Consider the following 24,147-nt stretch of genomic DNA (forward strand, 5'->3'; position numbering starts at 1 on the left):
TCCGTCAGCCTACGTGCCAAGGGTGGGAACCGGACCGTCGGCCGCGCCGATCTGTCAAGCGACGAAACAAACACTCGGGCGATAAGGGGGTAGCGGGTTTCTGGATACCCCACGTGGGACCCGGCAGTCGGGGGTCGACCACACCCCGTGTCCTCGCAGTAACCTGAAGCTGTGATGATCTCCGTGCTCGACGCGTTGGCCGACCGGATCCTCGTCGCCGACGGAGCGATGGGGACCATGTTGCACGCGGCAGACCTGACTCTCGATGACTTCGACGGGCTGGAGGGCTGCAACGAAATCCTCAACGTGACCCGGCCGGACGCTGTCCGTGACGTGCACGAAGCATATCTGGCCGTGGGTGCAGACTGCGTGGAGACCAACACGTTCGGCGCAAACCTCGCGAATCTGGCCGAGTACGGCATTGAGCGGCGCATCCGTGAGCTGTCCGAGGCTGGCGCCCGGCTGGCCCGCACCGCCGCCGACGCGTACGCGACACCGGAGCAGCCGCGCTTCGTCCTGGGCTCGATCGGGCCGGGCACGAAGCTGCCCACCCTGGGGCACGCCACGTACGCCGCGCTGCGGGACGCGTACCAGGAGAACGCCGTTGGCCTGATCGCCGGCGGATCCGATGCGCTGATCATCGAGACGTGCCAGGACCTGCTCCAGGTGAAGGCGGCGGTAGTCGGCGCGAAGCGGGCGATGGCCGAATTGGGCCGCCCGGTCCCGATCATCTGTCATGTGGCGGTGGAGACCACCGGCACCATGTTGCTGGGCAGCGAGATCGGCGCCGCGCTCACCGCGATCGAGCCACTCGGCATCGACCTGATCGGGCTGAACTGCTCCACCGGGCCGGCGGAGATGGGTGAGCACCTGCGCTACCTGTCCCAGCACTCCCAGACTCCGGTGTCGGTGATGCCGAACGCCGGCCTGCCGGTCCTCACCTCCGACGGTGCGTACTTCCCGCTGACGCCGGACGAGCTGGGCGATGCCCTGGCGCAGTTCGTCACCGACTACGGTGTGGCGCTGGTCGGCGGCTGCTGCGGGACCACGCCGGAGCACATCCGGGTGTTGGCCGGACGGATGCGGGGCCGACCGCCGGTGGTACGCGAGCCACAGCCCGAGCCCGGTGCCTCGTCGATCTACCACCATGTCCCCTTCGCGCAGGACGCGAGCGTGCTGATGGTGGGGGAGCGGACCAACGCCAACGGATCCAGGGCGTTCCGTACGGCCATGCTCGCCGAGGACTGGCAGGCATGCGTCGAGATTGCCCGGGGCCAGGCGCGGGACGGCTCGCACCTGCTGGACCTCTGCGTGGACTACGTGGGCCGCGACGGCACCCAGGACATGCGCGAGCTGGCCAGCCGGTTCGCCACCGCCTCCACGCTCCCGATCATGCTGGATTCGACCGAGCCGGGCGTGATCGAGGCGGGGTTGGAGACGCTCGGTGGACGATGCGTGGTCAACTCGGTCAACTTCGAGGACGGCGACGGCCCCGATTCCCGCTACGCCCGCCTGATGCCCGTGGTCAAGGAACACGGCGCGGCGGTGGTGGCGCTGCTCATCGACGAGGAGGGGCAGGCCCGTACCAAGGACTGGAAGGTACGCGTGGCCACCCGGCTGATCGACGATCTGACCGGCCGGTGGGGGATGGCCCGGTCGGACATCCTGATCGACGCCCTGACCTTCCCGATCGCCACCGGGCAGGAGGAGACCCGGCGGGACGGGATCGAGACCATCGAGGCGATCCGGGAGATCGCCGCCCGCTACCCGGGGGTCAACTTCACCCTGGGTATCTCCAACGTCTCGTTCGGGCTCAATCCGGCGGCCCGGCAGGTGCTCAACTCGGTGTTCCTGCACGAGTGCGTCCAGGCCGGGCTGACCTCGGCGATCGTGCACGCCAGCAAGATCCTGCCGATGTCGAGAATCCCCGACGAGCAACGGGAGATCGCACTCGAGCTGGTCTACGACCGACGCCGCGAAGGGTACGACCCGGTCCAGCGCTTCATCGAAGCCTTCGAGGGGGTGGACGCCGCCTCGGCGCGGGCCAGCCGAGCGGAGGAGCTGGCCGCGCTGCCGCTCAAGGAGCGGCTCAAGCGCCGGATCATCGATGGCGAGGGCAACGGTCTCGAGGCCGATCTGGACGCGGCCCTCGCCACCGGGTTGGCGGCGATGGTCGTTATCAACGACATTCTGCTGGACGGGATGAAGGTGGTCGGCGAGCTGTTCGGGGCCGGCCAGATGCAGCTGCCGTTCGTACTCCAGTCCGCCGAGGTGATGAAGTCCGCGGTGGCGTACCTGGAGCCGCACCTGGAGAAGGCCGATGACGGCGGTAAGGGACGGATCGTGCTCGCCACTGTGAAGGGCGACGTCCACGACATCGGCAAGAACCTCGTCGACATCATTCTGTCGAACAACGGCTACGAGGTGGTGAACATCGGGATCAAGCAGCCGATCAACGCCATCCTCGACGCCGCCGAGCAGAACCGCGCGGACGCGATCGGCATGTCGGGGCTGTTGGTGAAGAGCACCGTCATCATGAAGGAGAACCTGGCCGAGATGGCCACGCGGGGCGTTGCGGAGCGCTGGCCGGTCCTACTCGGGGGTGCGGCGCTGACCCGCGCGTACGTCGAGGACGACCTGCGATCGATGTTCCCCGGCCAGGTGCACTACGCCCGGGACGCCTTCGAAGGGCTCTCCCTGATGGACCGGGTGATGGCCGCCAAGCGCGGCGGTCCACCAGTGGAGGACCCGGAGCGGGAGGCGGCGTTGGCCGCGCGGCGGGCGCGGCGGGCGCGGCAGCGGGCGATCGTCAGCGATTCGTTGCCGGAGCTTAACGACGCATCGGTCCGCTCCGACGTGTCCACCGACGTGGCGGTGCCCACCCCACCGTTCTTCGGCACCCGGGTGGTCAGAGGGCTGCCCCTCGCCGACTACGCGGCCCTGCTCGACGAACGGGCGACGTTCCTCGGGCAGTGGGGGCTACGCGGTACCCGCGGCGGGAAGGGTCCCAGCTACGAGGAGCTGGTGGAGACCGAGGGTCGGCCGCGGCTGCGTTACTGGCTGGACCGGCTCATCGCCGACCAGGTACTGGAGGCAGCTGTGGTGTACGGCTACTTTCCGGTCTACTCCGACGGCAATGACCTGGTCGTGCTCGACGAGAACAGGCACGCGGAGCGGGCCCGGTTCACCTTCCCCCGGCAGCGCCAGGAACGGCGGCTCTGCCTGGCCGACTTCTTCCGTCCTCGCGGCGGCGAGCTGGACGTGGTGGCGTTGCAGCTGGTCACGGTTGGCCAACCGATCAGCGAATATACGGCGAAGTTGTTCGCGCGCAACGAGTACCGCGACTACCTGGAGGTGCACGGGCTGTCGGTGCAGCTCACCGAGGCCCTAGCCGAGTACTGGCACCAGCGGGTCCGCGCCGAGCTGAGCCTGCCCGACGACCGTACGGTGGCCACCACCGACCCGGCTGACCTGGCCGGGTTGCTGCGTAACGACTACCGGGGCTGCCGGTATGCCTTCGGCTACCCGGCCTGCCCGGACCTGGAGGACCGGGCGAAGCTCGTGGACCTGCTGGGTGCGGAACGGATCGGTGTGCAGCTGTCGGAGGAGTTCCAGCTCGTTCCGGAACAGGCCACCGACGCAATTGTCGTGCACCACCCGGAGGCGGGTTACTTCAACGCCAAGTGACACCAGGTCCGTCCGGCCAGGTTCCGGCGAAGTGATCCACCTTACGGCTGCGGTGTAAGCCAGAAGGTGAGAGGGCGCCAGCGGTGTTGTCGGCCGGGTGAAGCTGTTGCGATTGCCGGCGCGGGCCTGCGCCGCGGGCGTAGCGTGTGCCCGACGAGCCTTTGCCACCGGGAACGCTGTTGGCCAATCCGTAGCCCCTGGTCGCTGGCGAACCCTAGGAGGGTAAATGCCGGACATGGAACAAGATTTTGACATGGTTGCTTCGGATTCACTTCTGTTGAATCCGATGTTCGCGCGTCCAGGCCAGTCGACGGAGCGTACCCGGTTTTCGATTCCGGACGCCGCCACTCTGCCCGAGACCGCATACCAGATCGTGCACGACGAGGTGGCCCTCGACGGGAACGCCCGATTGAATTTGGCGACATTTGTTGGCACCTGGATGGATGATCATGCCGAGAAACTGTTCGCGGAAACCTTCGACCGAAACCTTATAGACAAAGATGAGTATCAGGCAACCGGCGCGATAGAGAAGCGATGTTTGGTCATGCTGGCAGATCTCTGGCATGCCCGGGACCCGCGGAGCACTATCGGTGCTTCCACGACCGGTTCCTCGGAAGCCTGCATGCTGGGAGGGTTGGCGCTTAAGCGTCGTTGGCAGCATGCGCGCCGCCGTGCCGGCAAGCCGACCAGTCACCCCAACCTGGTGATGTCGAGCGCGGTGCAGGTGTGTTGGAAGAAGTTTTGCAACTACTGGGATGTGGAGCCCCGCTTCGTTCCAATCTCCGAAGAGCACAAGACCCTGGACGGTCACGACCTTGCGTCATACGTGGACGAGAACACGATCGGGGTCGTCGCGATTCTTGGCGTGACATACACTGGCATGTTCGAGCCGGTCCAGCGCATCGCGGCTGCCCTGGACGAAATTCAGGACTCGACCGGGCTTGATATTGAAATTCATGTGGACGGAGCTACCGGCGCGTTCGTGGCGCCCTTTGTTCAGCCAGACATGGTCTGGGATTTCCGGCTCCGGAGAGTAGCGTCGATCAACGTCTCCGGTCACAAATATGGACTGGTGTACCCCGGGCTGGGATGGGTGGTCTGGCGAGACGAGGCGGCGTTGCCCGAGGACTTGATTTTCTGGGTTAACTACCTGGGTGGCGAAACACCGACGCTCGGGCTGAATTTCACCAGACCGGGAGCGCAGGTGCTCCTGCAGTACTATCTCTTCCTGCGTCTCGGTCGAGAGGGCTATCGGCGGGTGCAGCTCGCCATGCATGATGTCGCGCGGTATCTCTCCCAGGAGATCGAAAAGATACCGCATCTCGAGCTATGGAGCGATGGTAGCGATATTCCGGTGCTGGCCTGGCGCCAGCGGAGTGGGTACACCAAAAATTGGAATCTATATCACCTGTCCGATCGCATGCGTATGAAGGGATGGCAGATCCCCACCTATGCGCTGCCCGAGAATCTCACGGACCACACGGTGCAGCGAATCGTGATTCGCAATGGGCTCAGCCGTGACCTCGCCGAGGTGTTTATTGCTGAACTTCGTGGCGAGATAGCGCACCTTGACTCTCTTGAATCTCCTATACCCGCGGTCGGCCAGCGACCTGGGTTCCATCATTGATCTTTGCGAGAGCGCATGGCTCCGTCAGATAGCCGGCCGGCGGGCAAAAACACGGCGAAGATCAGTGTCCTGGGGCTGGCGATGCTCAACATCGTCGCGGTGGTCAGCCTGAGCGGCCTACCGGCTGAGGCCGAGTACGGGTTGAGTGCCGCATTTTACTATGTCTTCGCTGCGGTCTTCTTCCTCGTGCCAGTCTCGTTGGTCGCCGCTGAACTAGCCACCGGGTGGCCGGAGAAGGGAGGCGTGTTCCGGTGGGTTGGCGAGGCGTTCGGGGCCCGTTGGGGATTCGTGGCCATTTTTCTACTTCTGGCCCAGGTGACGATCTTCTTTCCGGCTCTTCTCACCTTCGGGGCGATCTCGCTCGCCTACACCGGCCCGGAGGCAACGCTGGATGAGAAGTTGTCCGGCAACCGGGTATACATTCTGCTGACTGTGCTCGCGGTCTTCTGGGTCGCCACCGCGGTCGGTGCCCGCGGGATTGCCGCGTTTACCCGTATCGCGAAATGGGGCGGCATCGCCGGCACTATTCTGCCCGCCTTGCTCCTCGTGATCCTCGGTCTCGTCTACCTCAGCTCGGGCGGGCAGTCGCAGACGCCGCTGGGTTGGGACGAGGTGCTCCCGGACTTCACGCAGTTCAGTAACCTGGCGCTGGCCGCGAGTATCTTCCTCTTCTACGCCGGAATGGAGATGAATGCGATCCATGTGCGGGACGTGGAGAACCCGTCCCGGCACTATCCGCTGGCGGTGCTGATCGCGGCGGTGGGAGCGATGAGCATCCTAGTGCTGGGAACACTGACGATTTCCTTCGTGGTGCCGCGGTCCGAGATAGACCTGACGCAGTCGTTACTGATAACTTTCCTTGATGTTTTCCGCTGGCTCGGCCTCGCCTGGGCGGCGCCGATAGTCGCCGTCGCCTTGGTGATCGGCGTTCTGGCCGGCATCGTGACCTGGGTCGTAGGCCCGTCAACCGCGATGTTGGCGGTGGCCAAGGCCGGCTATCTGCCGCGCTTCTTTCAATCGACAAACAAATACGGGATGCCTACCAGAATCTTGCTGTTCCAGGCGATTTCGGTTAGTGTCCTGGCGGTGCTGTTTATTGTTATGCCATCAGTGGAGGCGGCCTTCCAGGTCCTCAGTCAGCTTGCTGGTCTCCTCTATCTATTCATCTATCTAGGAATGTTCGCCGCGGCGATCCACCTACGATATAGCCAACCTGAGCGACGACGACCGTACCGAGTGCCGGGTGGGCTTCCGGGAATGTGGGTCATCGGTGGCATCGGTTTCGTCGCCTCGGCGCTCGCACTCGCCTCCAGCCTTACACCCCCAGATCAGATCGGTGTCGGAAGTCCCATCGTCTATATAGGACTCCTAGTAGGGTTGGCGGCCGTGATCATCGCGGTGCCGCTCAGCGTGTACACACTGCGAAAGCCGGACTGGTGTGATCCTGGTCGTGATGTCGCCCCGTTTAGCTGGGAGACGCAAGGCGATCGCTAACCCGGTCGGTGCGCCGCGGCGCCGGGGCGACGGTTGACCGGCAGCAAGGAGTCACCGGAACCGTCCAATAGCCCACGGGTCGCCGATGGTCCGCCTACCGTGATCTCGTGGGCGCCGGAACGGAAGCTGAGATGGGCGAGGGCCGCCCGTGGACGCGGGCCCAGAAGTGGACGATAGTAGCGGCTGGCCTTGGCGTCTTCATCACCCTGCACGATGTGCTGGTAGCGAATGTGGCGCTGCCCCGAATTCAGGCCTTCTATGATTTGGGGGAGTCGGGGCTGCAGTGGATCGTGGCCACCTACACCATGGGAATGGCTATCGCCATCATGCCCGCGGCCACCGTGGCTGATCGGTTCGGGCGGCGGCGCCTGTACCTGACCGCAGTGGTGGTCTTCATCGTGGCCTCGGTGACGGCCGGACTAACCTCCACCTTCACCGTCATGCTGGTGGCGCGGGGGTTGCAGGGAGTGGCCGCGGCCGTCATCACCGTCACCGCACTGGCCCTGGTCTCGGCGACCTTCCCGCACAAGCGGCAGCGCTTTTTCGCCCTCGGGCTCTTTGCCGCGGTCGCGGACATCGGGCTAGCGCTCGGCCCGCCGCTCGGCGGAATCTTGACCGAGGTTGCGAGCTGGCGGGTCGTCTTCTTCGTCAATGTTCCGGTCGCCGTGCTGGCGGTCGGGCTGACCCTTCGGTACGTCGCCGAGTCGCGCGAGTCCACCCGCCGTGTTGTCGATCTACCCGGGCAGCTGCTGTTTGTGATAACAGTCGGAGCATTTACTTTTGCCGTTATCGATGGCCATGACCTGGGCTGGGGATCGCCGCTAATTCTGGTAGCGTTCGCCGCCTTCGCCGTTGGCCTCATTGCCTTCATCGTCCGTGAGCTCCGCAACCGGTCACCGATGATGGATCTGCGGCTCTTCACTAGCCGCGCCTACCGGCTGGGTAACATGGCAATATTTTTCGGCTTTTTTACAGTGTATGGCGCCTTGTTAATCGTCACCCAGTACTTTCAGAATGTCCGGCTCTATGCCCCGGTGGAGGCGGGTCTGCTCATCTTGCCGTCTTCCCTCGCGTCGGTGGCGGTTTCCCCGGTGGCTGGCTTCATCGCTGCCCGCCGTGGTGCCCGCCTGCCGGCCCTCGTCGGCCAGACTCTGCTCGTTGTCGGACTGGCCATAATGGTGGTCGGGGTGGCGCGGAGTGTCGTCGCCGTCGTGCTGGGCTTCCTGCTCCTGGGCGCCGGTCTCTCCCTGATCATCCCGCCGGTGCAGGGGCTGGCGTTGAATTCGGTGCCGGTCGAGCGGGCCGGCATGGCCTCGGGCATCATAGCCACCCAGCGAGGTCTTGGATCAACCGCCGGCTACGCGGTGCTGGGAACGATCGTTTCGGTATGGGTCGCTTCTTTCTTGGACAGCGACCTCGCCAGCACCATTCCGGACCGTGCCGAACGGACTGCTGTTGTCGAGCAGATCGTTGACGATACCAATCCGAACGCTTTTGAGGCGATAGTCGGGCCTGGTCGGCCAGTTGATCACCCCGAGCCCGATCAGGTGACGGCGATTCGGACGGTGGCAGACCACACCTTTGTGCGGGGTATGCAACTCGGCCTTGGACTCGCGGCCCTGGTCGCCCTGATCGTCCTGGTGATCCTCATCCGAAGTTTTCGTGATTCCCAAGACCGATAGGTTGTGGCCTACGTCGCGAGCTGTGGCGGCTCTTCACGATCGAGGGCGTGGGTGGGGCCTGAGGCGGCCGTCTCGAGCAGGATCTGGCGATGTAGTTGGTCGGGTTCCGGAGCCGAGCGCGGAGCTGCGGAGGTGCTCGAACCGGCCGGGCTCGCCGATCCGGCAGAAGGTGGTCAGATCAGCGCAGGCGAAGCCCGCAGCAGGGACAGCATCGCGCAGGTGTGCCGCAGATACCTGGGAGCGTTCAGCGTCCGCTGCGCAGGTAGGCGCGGAGCGACAGCGGGACGAAGATCACCAGCAGCGCGACCGACCAGAGCAGGGTGGCCGTCACCGGGTGCGCGAGTGGCCAGTCCACGTTTCCGGACGGGACGCCTGGGTTGCCGAACAGCCCCCGGGAGGCAGCGGTGAGCGCGCTGACCGGGTTCCAGTCGGCCAGGAAGCGCAGCCAGCCCGGCATTCCGGCGGTCGGGACGAACGCGTTTGACAGCATCGTGAACGGCAGGCCCAGGGGCACCAGCGCATCGGCGATTTGGTCGTTCTTCACCGCCAGGCCCAGATAGACGCCCACCCAGCTCAGCGCGTACCGCAGCACGATCATCAGCAGGAACGCCTGGGCCGTGGTGATCACGCCGCGGTGCGGCTGCCAGCCCACCAGCAGGCCTGCACCCACCATGATGGCCAGCATCAGCAGGCCGGTCAGCAGGTCGGCGCCGGTCTGCCCGAACGGCACAGCCAAGCGCGCCATCGGCATGGAACGAAACCGGTCCATCACCCCGCGGGAGGCGTCGGTGGCCATCCGCGTCATGACCCCCAACCACGCGGAGAAGGTCACCATCGCGAACAGGCCGGGCATGAGGTACTCGCGGTAGTCGTCGCCGTTCGGCACCTGGATCGCGCTGCCGAAGACGTACCCGAACAGCACCACCATGATGACCGGGAAGACCAGCGCGGCGACAATCTGTCCAGGTTCTTGTCGCAGTCGTCCCAGCTCGCGGCCGACCAGGGTCAGCCCGTCGGTGAGCGTCCAGCCCAGGCGACGCAGTGGTGAGGTGCGGGCAGTCATCGGACGGGCTCCTTGCGGTCGGTGAGGCGCAGGAACACCTCGTCGAGGGTGGGGCGGCGCAGCCGCACGTCAGCCGCGGCGACCCCGGCGTGGTCGAGCTCGCGCACGATGTCGGCGAGCCGGAGGCCGCCGACGGGCAGGACGACGCTGAGCCCGTCGGGGCCCACCGGCGTGGGATCGGTGTTGGCGAGGGTATTCAGGTGGGTCATCGCCGCAGGCAGCGCGGCGGGGTCTTCGAGGGTGACGTCGAGGCGATCCCCGATCGTGGCTTTCAGCTCCTCGGGCGTGCCGGTGGCGATCACCTGCCCGTGGTCGATGACCACGATGTCGTCGGCCAGGTGGTCGGCCTCGTCCAGATACTGCGTGGTGAGCAGCACCGTGGTGCCGTCGGCCACCAGCTCGCGGACACTGTTCCAGATCTCGCCGCGGCTGCGCGGGTCCAGACCGGTGGTGGGTTCGTCCAGGAAGAGCACCTCGGGGCGCCGGATGAGGCTGGTGATCAGGTCGAGGCGACGCCGCATGCCGCCGGAATAGCTTGCGACCGGACGGTCGGCGGCGTCCATCAGGCCGAAGCGCTCCAGTAGCTCGTCGGCCCGCCGGTGCGCCGCACGGCGGGACAGGTGGTACAGGCGCCCGAACATGCGCAGGTTGCCGCGGCCGGTGAGCTTTTCGTCCACGGCGGCGTACTGGCCCGCTAGCCCGATCCGCGCACGCACTTCGCCGGCCTCGCGGACGACGTCGTATCCGGCGACGCGGGCGTGTCCGGCATCGGGATCGGACAGGGTCGCCAGGATGCGCACCGCGGTCGTCTTCCCCGCGCCATTCGCCCCGAGCAGGCCGCAGACCGTTCCTCTCACGACGCTCAGGTCCAGGCCTCGTAGCGCGTGGTGGTCGCCGAAGGACTTGTGCAGCCCTTCGGCGACCACCATTGGATCCGCCATGACCCCACTACTGGGTACGTTGTACGCGGTCATGGCGGCCAGGCTAAGGGACTGGGTACGATGTGCGCAATCAGGAGGGTGGAACGGTGGCCGACGCCGAGTACGTGAACATCTGGATGCGACCCGAGCGCCCGGCCTACGGGCCGACGCCGGGCTACAGCCGTGCGCAGATCACCGAGGCGGCCGTCCGGATCGCCGACGCCGAAGGGCTGGAGGCCACCACCATGCGGCGGATCGCCGCCGAGATCGGCGCCGGCGTGATGTCCCTCTACCGGTACGTCCCGAGCCGCGACAACCTGATCGAGCTCATGGCCGACCGGGTGATGGGCGAGATCGACGTCGTGGGTATGCCCTCGGGCGACTGGCGTACCGACCTGACCCGCTACGCCGACGAACTGCGGGCCATGCGGCTGAGGCACCCGTGGATCGTCACCGTGCAGCGGTCCCTGCCCAGCTTCGGACCCAACCAGATTTTCTTGATCGAACGGCTGATGGGAGTGCTTGACGCCTTCGTCTCCATCGACGAGAATCTCGGCCTCGTAGCCATGCTGAACGGCTATATTGAGGGCACCTCCCGCGAGGAGATCAGCTCCGCCAAGGAATTGCGCCGCAGTGGGCTCAGCGAGTCGGAGTGGATGGCGCGGAGTGCCCCGTACGTTGACCGGCTGGTGAAAAGCGGGGAGTACCCGATCTTCACCAAGATCGTGAAGGAGGCGCGCCAGCCGCACCTGAGCCGCGACGACCAGTTCCGGTATGGGCTAAAGCGCGTCCTCGACTGCATCGCCGCTGCCCTTCCATCAACCGGCCGAGTCTCCCAAGGTCCCCGGGACTGACCTCAAGTCCATGTCGGCAGTGACGATATGAACCCCCCTCGACATCGACGACGTCCCAGGATTGACCGCTCTGCTTGGCGGCGCCTCCGGGATCGAGATGCGCGGTCGACGGCGACTAACCCTCCGACCTAGCCCTCCTCTCAACTGGGAAGAGTCGCTTTCGCCTGTGCTCGGCGTGACGTGGGATGTGGAATGTCGCTGCTTCCGAGGGAGAGGTGGCGCCGGGGCGCCACGCCGATGATGGATTGGTGCGGAATCGAGAAGGCGTTGGCTGCTGCAGGTGGTTAGCTGGAGAAACACGTTGGCCGCCGGACGGACAAAAGGAGCAGTGCGTACGTGAGCGTTACGTCGAAAGCTGGTAAGGACAGCAAGCAGGCAAAGTCGTCCCAGGAGGAAGGGTTCTCCGAGGTCGAGCGGGCCGCCATCAAGGACCGGGCGGCGGAGTTGAAGTCGGAGGCTCGCCGTAGCAAGAGCGCGAACAAGGCGGCAGCCGACGAGAGAGACGTCCTTGAGAAGATCAGCAACATGGCGCAGCCGGACCGCGCGTTGGCTGAACGCCTGCACGCCGTCATTACCGAGACCGCCCCTGAGCTGGCACCGAAGCTGTGGTACGGCCAGCCCGCCTGGGCCAGGAGCGGAAAGGTGATCTGCTTCTTCCGCAGCGGGCAGGGAGACAAACAGCGTTACTCGACTTTCGGGTTCTCGCCGGAGGCGAAGCTCGACGACGAGCAGGGTCTGTGGGCGACATCGTTCGCCCTGACCGAGCTGACCGACAAGGCCGAGGCAATGATCAAGAAGCTACTGCGGACCGCCCTGGGCTGAGGTGGCGGTGCCGTGGCCCCGCCGGGTGTCAAACCTGTCGGCTGAGGCGCTTGGTGTTGCTCCCGGACGCCACCGGCCCATCGGTCCACCGCTGACCATCCTCCGCTCGCGGGCGCTCCCCGGCGATGGGGAGCGCCCGAGGCGACGCTAGTGGATCAGGCGTCGCGGCGATTCAGGAGGAAGGCCGCGAGCGCCAGCAGAGCAGCGGTCCACAGGCCGAACACCCCGAAGCCCTGCCAGGGCGTGAGGAGACTTCCCTCCTGCTGGGTGGCCTGGCCGATCAGGATTCCGGCCTCGGTCGGCAGGTAGGCGTGTGCGTACTCGCCGAACTTGCCGGGCAGCAGCTGCACCAGGGGAGCGAGCACGAGCACGAACATGATCACACCGGTGATCCCCGCCGCGGTGCGCCGCACGATGGCACCGATAGCGAGGGAGAACAGGCTGAGCATGGCCAGGTAGAGGCCGGTACCCACCACTGCCCGCAGCGCACCGGGATCGCTGAGGGACGCCTCAACCCTCTCGCTGAGCATCGCCGCGCCGATGAAGAACGAGACGAACGCCGCAACCAGGCTCACCGCCAGGACTACCAGGCTCAGCACCACGCCCTTGGCCGCGAGCATGGACAGCCGGCCGGGCTTCGCCAGTAGGCTGGCCCGGATCATGCCGGTGGAGTACTCCGACGCGATAACCATGACGCCCAGGACACAGATGGCGGGTTGGCTGATCAGAAAGCCGCTACCGAGGATGACCGTCGTCGGATCACCGGTGATCAGCTCGCGGTCGCTGGCAGCCGTGTCGTCCCACGCGGCGGTGGTCAAGCCGATGAGCAGTGCGGTGAAGGATGGGTACAGCAACGCGAGTAGTCCGAGCGACCAGCCGGTCGACCGGACCGAGCGGAGCTTTGTCCACTCGGAGCGCAGCAGTCCACCAAAGGTGGCGCGGCTGGCCACCGTGCTGGCGGTGGGACGGGCGGCGGTCGCGGTCATCGGGCTTCCCCTCCGGACTTCGGGGCGTCGGCATCGTGGGTTGAGCCAGTGCCGGCGTACTCCACGCTCTCCCGGGTCAGCGTCATGAACGCCTCCTCCAGGGTGCCGCGTTGCGGGACCACCTCGTGGAGGACGTACCCACCGGCCGACGCGATCTCACCGATCCTGGTGGTGTCCATGTCCTCAACGCTCAGCTCGTTGTCGTCGTTGCGGGTCACCGTGCCGCCGGCCCGGGTGAGTGCCTCGGACAACTCGTCGGCGTTCGGGCTGCGGACGAGCACCGTCTGCTTCTTTCCCCGCTCGATGAACTCCTGGGTTGGGCAGTCCGCGATCAGGCTGCCGCGGCCGATGATGATGAGATGCTCGGCAGTCACTGCCATCTCGTTCATCAGGTGGCTGGAGACGAAGACGGTTCGACCCTCGGCTGCCAGCTGCCGCATGAAGGTGCGGACCCAGAGGATGCCCTCCGGGTCAAGCCCGTTGACCGGTTCGTCCAGCACCAACACGGCGGGATCACCGAGCAGGGCGGCGGCGAGCCCGAGTCGTTGCCCCATGCCGAGGGAGAAGTTTCCGGCCCGCTTGTGTGCCACTTCGCGCAGTCCGACTAGGTCGAGTACCTCCGAGACCCGCTTCTTGCCGATGCCTTGCGACTGGGCCAGGCAGAGCAGATGGTTGTAGGCGGTCCGGCCCGGGTGCACCGCCTTGGCCTCTAGGAGCGCGCCGACTGCGGCGAGCGGGGTGGTCAGCTCGCGGTAGCGCTTGCCGTCGATGGTGGCGGTGCCACGATCCGGATGGTCGAGACCGAGCAGTAGGCGCATGGTCGTCGACTTGCCGGCGCCGTTGGGGCCGAGGAACCCGGTTACCTTGCCGGGGCCGACCGTGAAGGAAAGATCCTTCACGGCAACCTTGTCGCCGTAGCGCTTAGTCAGATTCTTGGCTTCGATCATCCGTTCCGTCCTGAATAGGCCGATGGTTGGGAAAATGGGGGCCCCCCGGAGCCGCCACCGTCGCTGGTGTCTTTTCTCCGGCGGCGGACCTGGGAGAACCGCAGCGTGTTGCCGGCCGGGTCGCGGAATGCGCAGTCCCGGACGCCCCAGGGCTGGTCGGTCGGCTCCTGCACCACCGTTGCGCCCTCGGCGCGAAGGTGCTCGAAGGCCGCGTCACAGTCTTCGGTGCGGAAGACCAGACCGGGCAGCAGGCCCTTCACCAGCAGCTCCGCCAGGGCGTGCTGGTCAGCGGGCGAGGTTTCCGGGTAGACGACCAGGGACTGCAGAACGATGTCGGCATCGGACTGCCCAGACGAACCGAGGGCAATCCAGCGCAATCCCTCGAATGTGTGGTCTTGGCGAACCTCAAGGCCGAGAACATCCCGGTAGAAGGTGAGCGCACGTTCATGGTCGTCGACGGCGACGAAGCGCTGCGCAACCTTGACTCCCATGTGCTTCATGCTACGAACGGTGGACCTCCGGGCGCTTCTTGATTCCTGATGGACCTGGGGCGAATTGCGGTTGACCGGTTCGTCAGCCGCCTCCGCTTCGCGCGTGTTCATCCGACAGCTCCTTTCGCGGGCGGTGGAGGTATCAGGTCGTGGCGAACTCGACCAGAACCCGGCCAAGCGCCTCCATCTCGATCCGGTGCCAGGAGCCGGGCAGCTCCCTCCCTAGGGCGTTCGGCAGGGCCGCCGCCGTCGCCTGGGCCGCGGCACGCAGCCAGTCGCTGGTGCCGTCGCTGTTGACGACCAGGGTGGGAGTCCGCAGGGCGGCCAGCCGATCGACCGGGAGGGTGAAATCGCCACACAAAGTGGTGTCATAGGCGAGCGTGTGGGCGTTCGCCTCGTTCGTCGCCCAGAGTGGGCCTTGCCGCCACTGGGCGATTGCCGTTGGGGGTAGGTCCATCAGCACGCTCAGGAAGTACTCCGCAGCCGCGCCACGTTGGCCATCGGCGACCAGCGCGCGTAGCTGGTCGGCGGCATCGAGGGGCGGCCGCGGGTGGTCACCGACCCGGAAGTACGGCTCGTGCAGGGCCAGCTTGGTGATCGGGGTACCCGCCAGGGCCGCCTCCAGCGCGAGATTCGCGCCGCACGACCCGGCGAACACGACCGCGTGGCCACCCGCCTCCTCGATCACGGCGGCGAGGTCCTCAATCTCTCGTTCGATGGCATAGCGGGGGGAATCTGCGCTCTGCCCCCGTCCTCGGCGGTCGTAGACGTAGGTGGTGCAGTGCGCTGTCAGCTCTGGGACGAGTGCGTCAAAAATTGTGTGATCGCGAAATGCGCCGTTCAGAAGTACGATTGGCGGCCCGGCTCCGGCCTGCTGGTAGGCGATCGTGGTGCCGTCCCGCGAAAAAACCTTTTGCATCTAGTTCTCCTCGGTGATGCCACGGCTGGGTGGTAGCCAATTTCTGGCCAGTTGGTTTACCTCCCTCGGGGCAGGCAGGTCTGCCCGGGTCAACCAGCCTGGGATAGCTTGGTAGAAGTGGAATCCACACGGGTGACAGAGTTCCGGTCCAGTCGGCAGACCGGGGTTACGGATGGCGCACCGTGAATTTATTGGGGGGTGATAGCGGTGACGTCTCCTCCAGCCCCGGATCGCCGGCAAGGATGGCTGCCAGGAGCCGCTGTACTCGTGGTCCTGGCTCCACGCCGAGCTCTTCGTTGAGGATGGAACGGAGGCGGTGATAGGCCTGAAGTGAGCGCCCGACGTGACCGGCCCGATACATGGCCATCATTCGTAGCGCGCACAGGTTTTCGTTCATCGGATTCCGTGCCGTGACGAGCGTTAGTTCCGCCAGTAGATCGGAGTGCCGGCCCAGGGCCAGGTCTGTTTCGATCCGCCGTTCCAGCGCGCAGAGCCGGCTTTCCTCAAGTGATGCCGCCTCGATCTCCAGGATCGGACCCATTCGGACGTCGACCAGGGCTGAACCGCGCCAGACCTGAAGTGCGTGACTGAACTCCTGCGAGGCTCGGTGCTGGTTGCCCGCCTCGGCGGCGGTGCGACCGGCGACAAGGTGGCGGTTGTACACTTCGACATCTGTTTCGCACGCGAAGCCCTCGAGTAGATAGCCATTGTGGCGGGTACCGATTATCTGTCGGGCTTCCGGGCTGCCGTACCCGGCCGTGGCGAGTGCGTTTCGTAGCTGCAGAATGTAAGTCTGCAGGGTTGTGGCGTGGCTTCGTGGTGGACGGTCTCCCCACAGTTCCTCGATGAGCATCGGCACGGTGACGACGCGTCCGACATTCAGAGCGAGTAGGGCGAGCACCTGACGTTGTTTGGGTGCGCTGGTCTCCACCGGCGTGCGACCGTAGTGGAGCGAGAGTGGGCCGAGTAGCCCGAAGTTCAGAAGTGTCTGGTCCCTTTCCACCCGATCTCCTCCGTGTAACGGATTATCAACTCCAAGCCTTTCATCATGGCCTGGCGGCAGGCTTGGGTTGACATAGAAATGGAGCCGAATTGTTTGATGAAGCGAGTTCGGCAACACATGCATGCCGGACTGGAAAAACGATTTCAGGGGCGCCGACAGGTAGGCGTTGCCACGTGTTCTATGTTTCTCCCCCCATCGATCAGTCCCTGGGTGTCGCGGGTAATTGCGTAATATTGTGCCATGATCCAGCGATCCAGGGAACTGGTGATTAACTCGATGGTCGCGAGGTGGAAATGTCGGTTCCAGGCGGGAAAAGTGTTTGTAGGGTTCGGTGCAGGTTTGCAGCGGTTTCGGCATGGATTCCTGGGAGTGGTTGACCTACCTGCCTTGGTTGTCGTTTTCAGGCAGACCAAGGCGGGGAGGTGGGTCGCCGTTTCGGGTCGGCTGGCGTTCTGGGCGTGCCGACGCATCGCCAATGTAAATATGTATTTAGCGTCTCGAATCATGCTTTCCCGCCACTTAGGGTGTCGCGTCCGTCTGGAGCGGCTGATCACGCCGACACCGGCCTGCTGTCGGTAACAAATTGTTGCGACCTTTTCGCTGTAGGTGATCGCCGGTTCGGATCCGGTCCCCATTGCTGCTCGAGCTGCTCCCGACGGAGGGCGGTAACCATGGTGGTCGGCGACGATGCAGCGAGGTGCGTATGGACAGTGCAGTCGAACGGGCGATCGAGTACCTCTGGGAGCGTTACGACCGGCCGCTGACGCTGGCCGAGATTGCGGAGAGTGTCGGGTTGAGTAGGTTCTATTTTGCCCGACTTTTTCGCAATATAACCGGAATTACCCCCGGTCGTTTTCTGGCCGCTATTCGGATTCATCAGGCCAAGCGTCTTCTTCTTGAGACCCCGCTGCGGATAACGGATGTCTCCGTGCTGGTGGGGTACAGCAGCCTCGGCTCTTTCAGTAATTGTTTCACTTCCAGTGTCGGGGTCTCGCCCGGCCGGTTCCGTCGCCTTTCGCCTACCGGTGCGACTGAGCTACCTGGTCGGTCTCCGGCCATTCGCCTCGGCGTCGGGGCGATCGCTGGGACGATCAGCCTGCCGGAAGGGCACGGCAACGCCCAGGTTTATTTGGGTGCGTTTTCGACCCGGATCGTGCAGCACCGCGCAGTATCGGCGATGGTCGTTGATGTGCCGGGCGGCCGGCCGTCCTGTTACCACCTGCCGCACGTACCCAACGGCACCTGGTTCGTGCACGCGGTGGCGGTGGCCGACGGTGTCGGCCCCGAAGCCCGCCGTCGCACCGCCCTGATCGGGATGCACCCCCGGGTGACGGTCATTGCGGACGGTGTGACCAGTGCTGCGGTCCGCCTCCGCCGCCGGCGGGTGATCGACCCACCGGTGCTGCTCGCCCTACCGGAACTCACCCCCCGCTCCGTCCCGGTAGCCGGCGGGTGCCCGGCCACCACGGCACGGCAGGAACCCCTCGCGCGCGCCGCGGAGCCACACCGGTCGGTGCTGGCCCGAACGCTGCCCTGACCCGTGGGCCTGCCGCCGGGCAGCCCGTTCGACTGACGTCACCAGTGCGGTTGAACTCTCTTCCCAGTCGGTTGGTGGCCCCGAAGCAGTGCCGCCACCCGCGTCCCCGCCGCCGGACGAACTGATCAGGTTCGGCAGCGTGGCCGTGGCCGGGGCAACGTCGAGGATGCCCGGATGGGCGGTCGCTGAGCACCATGGCGGGACCGGTGCCCCGGGGCGTTTCGGTGCCGCCTAGCGCGCGGCGAGTGCCGCCACCGGTGACCCCTCAACGGCGCGCGCTAGGAAGTGGTGATCGACCGTGACCTCAGCCGTATTGCTCCAACCGCGTAGCGGCACCGAACTCACCGAACGGCTCGCACGCTCGGCAGCGGCTACCGAGGGCGTCGGGATCGCCACCTCCGATGTGCTGGGCTGGCTCGCCGCTGAGCGGGTCGCGTGCCGTACCCGAGTACGGCGGATCCCGTTCGCGGAATTGGACGGCTGGTCGTTCCAGGCGGAGACCGGGAACCTGCGCCACCACAGCGGAGGGTTTTTCACGGTGGAGGGACTGCACGTCGTTCGACCGGATGTGGGCGTCGAGTGGCAACAGCCGATCATTGTGCAACGGGAGATCGGCATCCTCGGGATCCTGGCGAAGGAGTTCGACGGCACGCTGCACTTCCTCATGCAGGCGAAGGTGGAGCCGGGCAATCCCAACCTGGTGCAGCTGTCACCCACCGTGCAGGCCACTCGGAGTAACTACACGAAGGCGCATGGCGGGACGGCGGTGACGTACCTGGAACACTTCGTTGACCCCCCACCGGGCCGGGTACTCACCGATGTCCTGCAGTCCGAGCACGGCGCCTGGTTCTACCGCAAGCGCAATCGCAACATGATCGTCGAAGTGACGGGTGAGGTACCAGCGGACGAGCGCTTTCGCTGGCTCACGCTCGGTCAGCTGGGTCAGCTTCTCCGGCAGGACAACGTGGTCAACATGGACTCGCGTACGGTGCTGGCGAGCGCACCGCTGGCGTACCCCGAGCCCGGTGCCATCTGCTCCGACGCCGAGGTGGCTACCTGGTTCACCGGTCAACGGGCCAGCCACGAGGTACGAACCCACCGTGTTCCGCTGGCGCGGGTAGCGGGCTGGTGCCGCGACGAACACAGCATCTACCGCCCTGATCAGCGGCACTTCCGGGTGCTGGCGGTCGCTGTTGAGGGCGCGAACCGAGAGGTTTCCAGCTGGAGCCAGCCGCTGATCGAGCCGGTGGCCCCGGGTGTGGTGGGTTTTGCGTACCGGACCTTCGGCGGGGTGCCGCACGTTCTCGTGCACGCCCGGGTGGAGGGGGGCTTCCTCGACACAGTGGAACTAGCGCCGACCGTGCAGTGTGTTCCGGCGAGCTACCCCCAGCTGCCAGCGGTGCAACGCCCCCCGTTTCTCGACCTGATGCTGGAGCCGTCCCCGGATCAGGTCCGGTACGCAGCGACGCACTCCGAGGAGGGCGGTCGGTTCCGCAATGCCGAGAGCCGCTACCTGGTGGTCGCCACCGACGAGGCGGCGACGCCGACCGAGGCGCCGCCCGGCTACCACTGGATCACGCCAGGCCAACTCAGCTGGCTGGCCGGGCACAGCCGATACGTCAACGTCCAGGCCCGGACCCTGCTGGCAATCCTGCAGACCCGGGCCGCCGAGGTCGGCCAGGACTCGTGGTGAACCAGGGGTACGGGCCGCTACCCCATGGCCCGTACCCCTGGTTGGCTGGCCCTCGGCCGGATCCGGCTGCCCGCCGCGCTCGCCGATTGGCTCAGGTGTTCGCCACCCCGGCGGCCTCGCCGCCAACGTCTCGGATGACTCGACGCATCGACCCGCTGTCGTTGGCGTGGGGGAAGTCCGCCGCCGGTACCGGGACCCCGAGGAACGTGCACAACGGTTCCCATCCCTGCCGCACGTCATAGGTGAGCAGGTTGTCGGGGGCGACAGAGTTGGCGACCGCCTCGTTGTGCCGGTGAAAGACCCGAATGGCGTGCCCCTTGTCGGCGAAGCGTCCACCGAAGAGACCGTCCCAGACCATGGTGTTGACGAATCGGTATATCCGGGCCGGCATCGTGTCAGGTTCCGGCGGGTTGTCGCGGCTCCGGACGGCGAATTGGTACAAGGTGTCGTACGTGCTTCGGTACCACTCCTCGCCGTCCCGTGTGGTCAGGATGACCTTTGCCTTCGGGAACGCCCGGATGATCTCATTGTGGTAAATGGCGCTGGGCCCGTCCGCGACGGAGACGAAGCCGTTGAACAGCGCCTCCCAGTCGGGCTGCTGCCCGTCGCAGACGACCTTTTCCCACTGCTGGAGTCGCTCCGAATCGTTGACGATATTGAACATGTGCGAGCAGGGTCCGTAGCCGAGGCGCTCCAGCGCCAGCTTCAGTGACGTGGTGCCGGTCCGACCCAAGCCGGTGTTGATGAGCCGTAACATTTGTGAACCCCTCCTGCCGGTGCCGGTGCCGGTGCCGGTGTTGGTGTTGGTGGTCGGGTGGACCGGAATCAGCGCCAGTCCCCTGGATCCTGTCGAGTGGTTAGATTGATGCAGTTCCAGAGGCTCACCAGCCCGATATGCATGATCAAAGCGCTGAGTTCCGGCTCGGTGTAGTGCCGGACCGCCTCCGCCCAGACCTCGTCCGGCACCGGATCCACCCGCTCACCGAGGCGGGCGGCGGCCTCGGCGAGCGCCAGCGCCGCCCGCTCCGCATCGGTGAAACAGTCGGCCTCGCGCCAGGAAGCCACGATGGGCAGGCGGTGGTCGATCCGGGACGCGGCCTCCGGACCGGCCGGCAGGATCCAGACTCGGCCATTGACCTGGCTGACCCGCATCCGGACCAGATCGAGCGTCCGGACCGGCACGCCGACCTGGTTGATCACTTTACCGAGTTCGAGCAGGGGCGGCAGCGCGTCGGGCACGACCAGAGACGGGTTGTTCATCCGCGATGCCATCAGAATCTCCCGGGGTTGGGGGTCGTTGTCTCGCACGTTCGGCGGCGTCGGCGAGCGCGCGGTGCAGTCGGTCGTCGGAGTCCTGTCCGGCCTCCCACTGCACCCCGAGCGCGAACGGGTGCCCGGTCGCCTCGATCGCCTCGACGACCCCGTCCGCCGCCCGGGCGGTCACGGTGAGACCCGCACCGACCCGGTCGACACCCTGGTGGTGGTGGCAGGCGACGGTGGGGACATCGCCGCCGTAGACGGCGGCGGCGAGGCTGCCGGGCTGGAGGTGCAGGCGGTTCCAGCCGAGGGTGAAGGTCGCGGTCTGGGGGCAGTGGCCGTCGTGGTTCACGGCCTCGGGCAGGTGCTGGTGCAGGGTCCCGCCCGACAACACATTGAGCACCTGCATCCCGCGGCAGATGGCCAGGACGGGACGGCCGGCGTCGAGCGCTGCTCGGAGCAGGGCCAGTTCGACCTGGTCCGCCGCGGGGCTGCCGCATCTGGTCCTGGTGTGCTGGGGCTGCCCGTACAGCTTCGGGTCCAGGTCTGGCCCCCCGGGTAGCAGGAGGCCGTCGAGGTGCGGCAGCAGGTCCTCGGCGCCCGGCAGCAGCGGAACCAACAGGGGGGCGCATCCCGCGGTCGCGAGCATGTCCACGTGGGCCTGCAGCGCCAGGCTGACGGTCGTATCGAGCCCCTGCACCGTCACCGGAGTCGTGCGTGCGCAGACCCCGATCACCGGTCGTGCCACATCGTCGTTCCGCACTGATTTCATGCGCACCACCATTTTCGGAGGTCACACCGTCCGGGGCGGCACGCCCCACAGATCGGTGGCAGGACAGTTGATGTGCAGCAAGGGTGGTGTGGTCGATTCCGTCCGCGCCGGACTATTCCACGACCACGGGGTGAACCTATAACGGTGCTCTGACCAATGGCAACGGTCGGATGCGCAGCAGTCGACTGCTCCACTGAAAACGGCCGACGGTATGGCGGATGCCTTCGTTCAACCGCCGGTGAAACGCAGTCGAAACCGCTGACCGTTGCTCGCTGTTTAGGCCTGGAAATTGTGTAGTCGAATCAATCCGTCCTTGACCGGGACTGCAGCGGCTCTCGGCAGACTGCGAGCCGTCCGGCCCGATCGTCGATTCCCTCTCCACGCGGCGGTCGACAGCCGTGGGCCGGCGAGGCCGTGAGCGGGGCCACGTACCCGCCCGGCCGGGCGGTCACCATTCGGAAGGACATCTATGGCAACGATTGAGGTTCCGGTTCTGATCGTGGGCGGCGGTGGATGTGGCCTGGCTGCCTCCGTCTTTCTGTCCGACCACGGTGTACGCCACCTGCTGGTGGAGCGGCACCCGAGTACGTCGAGAATGCCCAAGGCGCACTATCTCAACCAGCGGACGATGGGCATCTTCCGCCAGCACGAGCTCGATGCCGAGGTGGCCCAGCAGGGGGCCTGCCTGGCGGAATTCGGCAAGCTGCGCTGGCTGACCTCGCTCGGTGGGGACGAACCCCTCGACGGTCTGGTCATTCAGGAGATGGACGCGTTCGGCGGCGGCGCGTTGCGGGAGAGCTACGAGGCGGCTGGGCCGGTACTTCCGGTCAAGCTACCCCAGGTCCGGTTGGAGCCGATCCTGCGGCAACACGCCGAGCGGCGCGCCCCGGGAGAGATCCGGTTCGGCCACGAACTGGTTACCTTCGCTGAGGAGGGCGACCGGGTGGTAGCCCAGGTCCGAGCGGTCGGTACGGGCGAGGTCACCACGGTGGTGGCCCGCTACCTCATCGCGGCTGACGGCGGCCGTACCGTCGGCGCGGCGCTCGGCGTACAGATGCGGGGCCTTCCGGGGTTTCTCGACGTCACCACCGCCTACTTCACCGCGGACCTGTCGCCGTGGTGGCGGGAGGGCACCCTACTGACCCACTTCCTCAATCCGCACGACCCCGACCTGTCCAGCAACCTCATCGAGATGGGCCCCACCTGGGGCAAGCACTGCGAGGAGTGGGTCCTGCACTTTCCGCCGGGAGACCCGCAGCGCTACCCCGCGGAGCGCATCGTCCCCAAGATCCGTGAGGTCCTCGGGTTGCCCGACCTGGAGCTCACGCTGCGCCAGGTCACGAACTGGTCGGTGGAATCCCTGGTCGCCGACCAGTACCGGGTCGGTCGAGTGCTCCTTGCCGGTGACGCCGCCCACCGGCAGCCACCCACCGTCGGGCTGGGACTGAACACTGGGATTCAGGACGCACACAACCTCGCGTGGAAGCTCGCCGCGGTACTCACCGGTCGAGCCCCCGACAGCCTGCTCGACACCTACCAGGTCGAGCGGCATCCGATCGGCCGGCACAACGTCGACTGGGCGGTCTCCGCGGCCCTGCACCACCACGCGATCCTCGAGGCCGTCGGGGTAGGTCAGCACACCGCGCCGCAGCGTCGGGAGCGAGCGTTCGCGGCGTTCGTCGACCCATCCCCGATCGCCGCGGCGGCACGGGCACGGGCGGCCGAGCTGTTCGCCACCCACCGGGGTGGATGTCAGGCACACGACGTCGAGCTGGGTTTCGCGTACGAACAGGGTGCGGTCATCCCCGACGGGAGCCCGCCGCCCCCGCGGGAGCCGTTGCGGGACGTCTACCACCCCACCACCCGGCCCGGGCATCTGCTGCCGCATGCCTGGATCACCCGCGCCGGCCGGGTCCTCTCCACCCACGACCTGACCGGTTCCGCCGGCAGCTTCGTGCTGATCATCGGCCCGAAGGCGGAGCGGTGGCGGGCGGCGGCCGCGGCGGTGGCGGAGAAACTCTCGGTGCCGATCAATACCGTCGCCATCGGGATCGGCGCTGACTACACGGCCGTCGATGACCGGTGGTCACGCGTCCGGGAAATCGCCGACGAGGGCGCCATTCTGGTCCGCCCGGACAACCACGTGGCGTGGCGCAGCAGGGGCGCCGGCGCGAACCCGACCGGTGAGCTGGCCGGGGCCCTCGGGCGCATCCTGGAGAACGTGGGGCCGGCCCGAGCCTGACCCCAGGCAACAGCAGATCCCCCGTGCCCGCCCGGCCGGTCAGCCCGGGCGGGCACGGGTATGTCCGCGGCGTACCCCCAGCGGGGTGGGGCGAGGATGCCGACGCGGCCGCGGTCGGACCGCTCGGACGTCGCCGGCGCCACCGGCGGCC

General features: G+C 66.4%; 19 protein-coding genes. 9 read left to right on the forward strand and 10 right to left on the reverse strand.

Translation table 11 applies throughout. The annotated features are described in order from the left end of the window. Positions 1–171 precede the first annotated feature (171 nt). From metH to SALPAC2_RS0103870, 4 genes are all read left to right on the forward strand, one after another. On the forward strand, positions 172–3,687 hold the full coding sequence (metH, locus tag SALPAC2_RS0103855) for a methionine synthase (protein ID WP_026184387.1): 3,516 nt from the start codon (positions 172–174) through the stop codon (positions 3,685–3,687). Between the two features lie 286 nt (positions 3,688–3,973). Then, a complete protein-coding gene (locus SALPAC2_RS0103860; protein ID WP_085981293.1) occupies positions 3,974–5,314 on the forward strand; it encodes a glutamate decarboxylase in 1,341 nt (446 codons plus the stop codon). Positions 5,315–5,329: 15 nt separating this feature from the next. After that, a complete protein-coding gene (gene gadC, locus SALPAC2_RS0103865) occupies positions 5,330–6,808 on the forward strand; it encodes a putative glutamine/gamma-aminobutyrate antiporter GadC (RefSeq protein ID WP_026184389.1) in 1,479 nt (492 codons plus the stop codon). 107 nt (positions 6,809–6,915) lie between these two features. Beyond that, positions 6,916–8,490, forward strand: coding sequence for a DHA2 family efflux MFS transporter permease subunit (locus SALPAC2_RS0103870; RefSeq protein WP_026184390.1), 1,575 nt, complete (start codon positions 6,916–6,918; stop codon positions 8,488–8,490). A 244-nt stretch (positions 8,491–8,734) separates the two neighbouring features. Here SALPAC2_RS0103870 and SALPAC2_RS0103875 read toward each other — a convergent pair whose 3' ends face one another. Next, positions 8,735–9,553 (reverse strand): ABC transporter permease, encoded by an 819-nt coding sequence (locus tag SALPAC2_RS0103875; protein WP_018215326.1) that lies wholly within the window; start codon positions 9,551–9,553, stop codon positions 8,735–8,737. Next, positions 9,550–10,527 carry an ATP-binding cassette domain-containing protein gene (locus SALPAC2_RS0103880; RefSeq protein ID WP_018215327.1) on the reverse strand — a complete coding sequence of 326 codons (978 nt, stop codon included), beginning with the start codon at positions 10,525–10,527 and terminating at the stop codon, positions 9,550–9,552. Before SALPAC2_RS0103880 ends, SALPAC2_RS0103875 begins: the two co-directional genes overlap by 4 nt. 53 nt (positions 10,528–10,580) lie before the next feature. On the opposite strand from SALPAC2_RS0103880, the gene SALPAC2_RS0103885 reads away from it, so the two are divergent. Together SALPAC2_RS0103885 and SALPAC2_RS0103890 are read left to right on the forward strand one after the other, a co-directional pair. Then, entirely contained in the window at positions 10,581–11,327 is a 747-nt protein-coding gene (locus SALPAC2_RS0103885) for a TetR/AcrR family transcriptional regulator (protein WP_018215328.1), read from the forward strand. Positions 11,328–11,663: 336 nt separating this feature from the next. Beyond that, positions 11,664–12,149 carry an iron chaperone gene (locus SALPAC2_RS0103890; protein ID WP_018215329.1) on the forward strand — a complete coding sequence of 162 codons (486 nt, stop codon included), beginning with the start codon at positions 11,664–11,666 and terminating at the stop codon, positions 12,147–12,149. A 155-nt stretch (positions 12,150–12,304) separates the two neighbouring features. Here SALPAC2_RS0103890 and SALPAC2_RS0103895 read toward each other — a convergent pair whose 3' ends face one another. The 5 genes from SALPAC2_RS0103895 to SALPAC2_RS0103915 form a co-directional block, all read right to left on the reverse strand. Continuing rightward, positions 12,305–13,135, reverse strand: coding sequence for an ABC transporter permease subunit (locus SALPAC2_RS0103895; protein WP_018215330.1), 831 nt, complete (start codon positions 13,133–13,135; stop codon positions 12,305–12,307). Beyond that, positions 13,132–14,082 (reverse strand): ABC transporter ATP-binding protein, encoded by a 951-nt coding sequence (locus SALPAC2_RS0103900; protein ID WP_018215331.1) that lies wholly within the window; start codon positions 14,080–14,082, stop codon positions 13,132–13,134. Before SALPAC2_RS0103900 ends, SALPAC2_RS0103895 begins: the two co-directional genes overlap by 4 nt. Then, the gene (locus SALPAC2_RS0103905) at positions 14,079–14,573 is read right to left on the reverse strand and encodes a VOC family protein (RefSeq protein WP_223874065.1); all 495 of its coding nucleotides are present in this window, start codon (positions 14,571–14,573) and stop codon (positions 14,079–14,081) included. Before SALPAC2_RS0103905 ends, SALPAC2_RS0103900 begins: the two co-directional genes overlap by 4 nt. A 142-nt stretch (positions 14,574–14,715) precedes the next feature. After that, positions 14,716–15,492 carry an alpha/beta fold hydrolase gene (locus SALPAC2_RS0103910; protein WP_018215333.1) on the reverse strand — a complete coding sequence of 259 codons (777 nt, stop codon included), beginning with the start codon at positions 15,490–15,492 and terminating at the stop codon, positions 14,716–14,718. 166 nt (positions 15,493–15,658) lie between these two features. Next, positions 15,659–16,495, reverse strand: coding sequence for an AfsR/SARP family transcriptional regulator (locus tag SALPAC2_RS0103915; protein ID WP_018215334.1), 837 nt, complete (start codon positions 16,493–16,495; stop codon positions 15,659–15,661). A 703-nt stretch (positions 16,496–17,198) separates the two neighbouring features. Here SALPAC2_RS0103915 and SALPAC2_RS0103920 point away from each other — a divergent pair. Together SALPAC2_RS0103920 and SALPAC2_RS0103925 are read left to right on the forward strand one after the other, a co-directional pair. Beyond that, the gene (locus tag SALPAC2_RS0103920) at positions 17,199–18,032 is read left to right on the forward strand and encodes a helix-turn-helix transcriptional regulator (protein WP_026184392.1); all 834 of its coding nucleotides are present in this window, start codon (positions 17,199–17,201) and stop codon (positions 18,030–18,032) included. A gap of 298 nt (positions 18,033–18,330) precedes the next feature. Then, positions 18,331–19,725 (forward strand): NDP-hexose 2,3-dehydratase family protein, encoded by a 1,395-nt coding sequence (locus tag SALPAC2_RS0103925; RefSeq protein WP_026184393.1) that lies wholly within the window; start codon positions 18,331–18,333, stop codon positions 19,723–19,725. A 91-nt stretch (positions 19,726–19,816) separates the two neighbouring features. Here SALPAC2_RS0103925 and SALPAC2_RS0103930 read toward each other — a convergent pair whose 3' ends face one another. The 3 genes from SALPAC2_RS0103930 to SALPAC2_RS0103940 all read right to left on the reverse strand — a co-directional run bounded on the left by SALPAC2_RS0103930 (position 19,817) and on the right by SALPAC2_RS0103940 (position 21,766). After that, on the reverse strand, positions 19,817–20,482 hold the full coding sequence (locus SALPAC2_RS0103930; protein WP_018215337.1) for a sulfotransferase family protein: 666 nt from the start codon (positions 20,480–20,482) through the stop codon (positions 19,817–19,819). A gap of 68 nt (positions 20,483–20,550) precedes the next feature. Continuing rightward, positions 20,551–20,964, reverse strand: a complete 414-nt coding sequence (locus tag SALPAC2_RS0103935; RefSeq protein WP_018215338.1) for a carboxymuconolactone decarboxylase family protein — start codon at positions 20,962–20,964, stop codon at positions 20,551–20,553. Then, positions 20,927–21,766: a gamma-glutamyl-gamma-aminobutyrate hydrolase family protein gene (locus tag SALPAC2_RS0103940; RefSeq protein ID WP_018215339.1), complete on the reverse strand. Its 840-nt coding sequence runs from the start codon at positions 21,764–21,766 to the stop codon at positions 20,927–20,929. The genes SALPAC2_RS0103935 and SALPAC2_RS0103940 overlap by 38 nt, the downstream gene beginning before the upstream one ends. Before the next feature lie 457 nt (positions 21,767–22,223). Here SALPAC2_RS0103940 and SALPAC2_RS0103945 point away from each other — a divergent pair, with 457 nt between their 5' ends. Then, positions 22,224–23,996 carry an FAD-dependent monooxygenase gene (locus SALPAC2_RS0103945; protein WP_018215340.1) on the forward strand — a complete coding sequence of 591 codons (1,773 nt, stop codon included), beginning with the start codon at positions 22,224–22,226 and terminating at the stop codon, positions 23,994–23,996. Positions 23,997–24,147: the final 151 nt, after the last annotated feature.

It is taken from the genome of Salinispora vitiensis, assembly GCF_000378825.1.
Taxonomy (GTDB): Bacteria; Actinomycetota; Actinomycetes; order Mycobacteriales; family Micromonosporaceae; genus Micromonospora; species Micromonospora vitiensis.